Annotated in this window: 4 protein-coding genes; 2 read left to right on the top strand and 2 right to left on the bottom strand. The window is 71.1% G+C overall.

Going from position 1 to position 3,790, the window contains the following annotated elements; translation table 11 throughout:
• Positions 1 to 113: 113 nt before the first annotated feature.
• A complete protein-coding gene (locus tag G6028_RS09175; RefSeq protein WP_182658700.1) occupies positions 114 to 1,157 on the bottom strand; it encodes a DUF3152 domain-containing protein in 1,044 nt (347 codons plus the stop codon).
• 159 nt (positions 1,158 to 1,316) lie between these two features.
• Between G6028_RS09175 and G6028_RS09170 the strand changes: the two genes are divergently transcribed.
• The gene (locus G6028_RS09170; protein ID WP_179524796.1) at positions 1,317 to 1,976 is read left to right on the top strand and encodes a TetR/AcrR family transcriptional regulator; all 660 of its coding nucleotides are present in this window, start codon (positions 1,317 to 1,319) and stop codon (positions 1,974 to 1,976) included.
• On the opposite strand, the gene G6028_RS09165 is transcribed toward G6028_RS09170, so the two are convergent.
• Positions 1,973 to 2,200, bottom strand: coding sequence for a DUF3107 domain-containing protein (locus G6028_RS09165; RefSeq protein WP_107748545.1), 228 nt, complete (start codon positions 2,198 to 2,200; stop codon positions 1,973 to 1,975). The two genes, G6028_RS09170 and G6028_RS09165, sit on opposite strands and share 4 nt — an antisense overlap.
• Positions 2,201 to 2,488: 288 nt before the next feature.
• On the opposite strand from G6028_RS09165, the gene G6028_RS09160 reads away from it, so the two are divergent.
• The coding region (locus G6028_RS09160) for a DEAD/DEAH box helicase (RefSeq protein ID WP_182658701.1) at positions 2,489 to 3,790 on the top strand (1,302 nt) is incomplete at its 3' end.

Genomic DNA, 3,790 nt, shown 5'->3' with positions numbered 1-3,790 from the left:
GATGGCCCCGAGCAGGAGATGCCGGGAGTAGCGCGCGCGCTCCTCCGCCGAGAGCTGCGGCACCGGATCCACGAGAGGGGGGAGCGCCCCGGACACCCCGCCGGTCACGGGGTTCACCGGGCCACCGGCGGGCCGTCGGGGAACGGCCATGCGTTGTACAGGCAGGTGTCGTCGTTGTCCGGGACCACACCCTCGTTGTCGAGCAGGAAGATCTCGTTGTTGGCGACCCCGAGGGTCTGTTGCATCATGATCGGCGCGAGCGCTCCGTCCGCGGGGCACGGCTCGTGATCCGGGTAGCCGATCGCGTGGCCGACCTCGTGGTTGACGAGGTACTGACGGTAGGACCCGATGTCCCCCTGGAAGGACCGCGCACCACGGATCCACCGGGCCAGGTTGAGGTAGACCCTCTCGGTGGACGGGTTGTAGCAGCTGGTCTCGAGCTCGATCTCGTATCCGCAGTTCTCGCGGACCGTGAGGGGACTGGCGAGTGTCACCCGGAACGCGGGCTCGTCCCGGGCCGTGCGCCGGAACGCCACGGCCCCGTCCGCCGTCCAGCTCTTGGGATTGGCCAACGTCGCATCCACCATCCGGGCCACCGAGTCGTCGCCACCGAAGTCCGTCGTGTCGACGCCCTCCTCGACCTCGACGGTGTAGGTGAACTGCTCGGCGTCGGGACGCCCGACACGGTCCGTGCCCCCGGGCACGATCCGGAACCGACCCTCGCCGGCCTCGGCGAACGGTCCACCGTCCGGCAGCTCCCCGCTCGGGGGCACCTCACCCCGGGGTGGCTCCCCCATGAGCGCCGGCGTCTCCTCCGCCTCGCCGACGGCCGCGCCGTCGCCCGCCCCGGTACCCGTCACGGAGTCGGCTATCACGAGTGCCGTGAGCACGACCAGCACCGGGATCGCGTACGCCCGCCAGCCCCACGTGGTGAAGAACCGACCGACGGGGCTCTGCTTACGCAGGTGGTCCCTGGCGCCGGGGACCGAGCGACGACGACCGGGGGTCGTCTCCTCCGCCGGGTCCCACGGGGCCCGCAGCGGCTCACCGTGGGGTGGGTAGTACGGAGAGCGGTCCCCGCGGTGTGCCGGAGCGTCAGCCCGCGAGATGGACCCGGCGTCGACACCGTCCGACGTCCGGCGACGGCCGTCGCTCATCCGCACACCTCCAGGTCCGCTCCGGTCAGGCTCGAGTCAAGGTCTCCACGATCCCACATCCCGAGGTGGTCGCCTTCTCCGGCACTCCGCCCGTACGGGTATTGTCCGTCTGGCCCGGTCGACCGTCGACCCGACGTCCGGGAGGACAGGAGCCAGACGATGACTAGCCCGGGCGGACCGTCCCCGACGGCTCCGGGGCGCGCCAGGGCGACCCGGCTGCCCCGAGGAGCCCGACGACGCCAGCTCCTCGACGCGGCGGGGACCGTGTTCGTGGACCAGGGCTTCCACGCCTCCGGGATGGACGACATCGCCGTCCTGGCCGGGGTCTCCAAACCGGTGCTGTACCAGCACTTCGATTCCAAGCGCGACCTGTACATCGAGGTGCTGCGGCATCACGTGGACGAGCTCCTCGGCCGCATCCGGGCGGCGCTGGACTCGACCTCGGACAACCGGCGTCGCGTCGAGGCGGCGGTCGACACGTTCTTCGCGTACGCCGATTCCGACACCCGCGGCTTCCGGCTGGTGTTCACCTCCGAGTCCGGCGACGAGGAGGTCCGGCGCGAGCTCGACCGCGCCACCGACGGCTGCATCGACGCCGTACACGACCTGGTCAGGGGCGATTCCGGGCTCGACGCGCACCGGTCGCGTCTGCTCGCGGTGGGCCTCGTGGGTGCGAGCCGGGTCAGCGCCGGCCACTGGCTCGACGCGGGCCGACCGATCTCCCGCGCCGACGCCGTCTCCACGACCGTCACCCTGTGCTGGGGCGGACTGTCGAAGATCCCTCGTCAGGGCGGGGACCGGCCCGCCCCGGACGCCTAGGAGAGGAACCCGACCGCGCGCCGCGCCGACTCACCGATCTCGACGTAGGCGACCCGGTCGGTCGACACGAGATAGCGCCGACCCTTCTCGTCGTCCAGCTCCAACACTGCCTTGCTCTCCGCGGTGAGAGCGGCCTCCACGCGGGCGTGCACGTCCTCCGGGTTCATCCCGGTCTTGAACACGAGTTCGCGATTGCTGTCGGCGATGCCGATCTTGACCTCCACGGTGCCTGCCCTTCTCATCGTCGGCGCATGTCTCGCCGTCGTCGGTGATACGTGGGACCCAGGCTAGCCCGGACCCGGTGTCCCGCGGCGTCACGGGATAGGGTGGACCCACGTGGATCACACCCGCGCCCGGTCCGCTGGTCGGACCCCGCACCGAGGATCCGCGTGGAAATGTGCGCGCGCCCCGCTCGCCGAGGCCGTCCATCGGAAGGCCCGTCCTCCCGCGCGCGAGACGAGAAAGGCACCGCCCTGTCCACTACAGATGTGACCACCAGCGAAGTCGACGGCATGGCCACGACGACCGCGGTCGTCGACGCCCCGTCCTCCGACTCCTCCCCCAGCTTCGCCGAACTCGGCGTCCGCCCCGAGATCGTCACCGCGCTCGGTGAGCGCGGCATCACCCACACCTTCGCCATCCAGGAACTCACCCTCCCACTGGCGCTGGCGGGGTCCGACCTCATCGGCCAGGCCCGTACGGGGATGGGCAAGACCTACGGCTTCGGCGTCCCCCTCCTGCACCGCATCTCGACGGGCGAGGTGACCCGGGAGCTCGACGGCACGCCACGGGCCCTCATCATCGTTCCCACCCGCGAGCTGTGCGTCCAGGTCACCCAGGACCTCAAGATCGCCGCCACCGGTCTCACCGCCCCCGGCGGGTCGGGAACCCGGCCGCTCAAGGTGCTGGCCATCTACGGCGGAACCCCCTACGAACAGCAGACCGACGCCCTGGAGAAGGGCGTCGACGTGGTGGTGGGAACCCCCGGCCGTCTGCTCGACCTGGCCAACCAGTCGAAGCTGGTGCTCGGCAAGGTCGAGGTGCTGGTCCTCGACGAGGCCGACGAGATGCTCGACCTGGGCTTCCTGCCGGACATCGAGAAGCTGCTCCGGATGGTCCCGGAGCAACGGCAGACCATGCTCTTCTCGGCCACCATGCCGGGACCGATCATCACCCTGGCGCGGACGTTCCTCACCAAGCCCACGCACATCCGGGCGGAGGCCGCCGACTCCGGCGCCACGCACGAGAACACCACCCAGTTCGTCTACCGGGCGCACTCCATGGACAAGCCCGAGGTGGTCTCACGGATCCTGCAGGCGGACGGACGCGGCGCCACGATGATCTTCTGCCGCACCAAGCGCACGGCCCAGAAGCTCGCCGACGACCTGGCCGAACGAGGCTTCCGCGTGGGGGCGATCCACGGCGACCTGGGCCAGGGCGCTCGCGAGAAGTCACTCAAGGCGTTCCGCACCGGGGACGTCGACGTCCTCGTGGCGACCGATGTCGCGGCGCGCGGAATCGACGTCGACGACGTGACCCACGTCATCAACTACCAGTGCCCCGAGGACGAGAAGACCTACGTCCACCGGATCGGCCGCACCGGTCGGGCCGGCCGCAAGGGCGTCGCCGTCACCCTCGTGGACTGGGACGACCTGCCCCGCTGGGGCCTCATCGACAAGGCGCTCGGCCTGGGGCACGGCGAGCCCGCCGAGACCTATTCGACCTCCCCCCATCTGCGCGCCGAGCTCGGCATCCCCGAGGGCGCGGGGGGCCGGGTCGGGGCCGCGACCGGGACCGGCTCAGGCCGGCGACCG

Source organism: Dietzia cercidiphylli (genome assembly GCF_014145145.1).
GTDB classification, from domain to species: Bacteria; Actinomycetota; Actinomycetes; order Mycobacteriales; family Mycobacteriaceae; genus Dietzia; species Dietzia natronolimnaea.
Note: the sequence above shows the minus strand (reverse complement) of the source record. Positions and strands in the feature narration are given on the sequence as shown.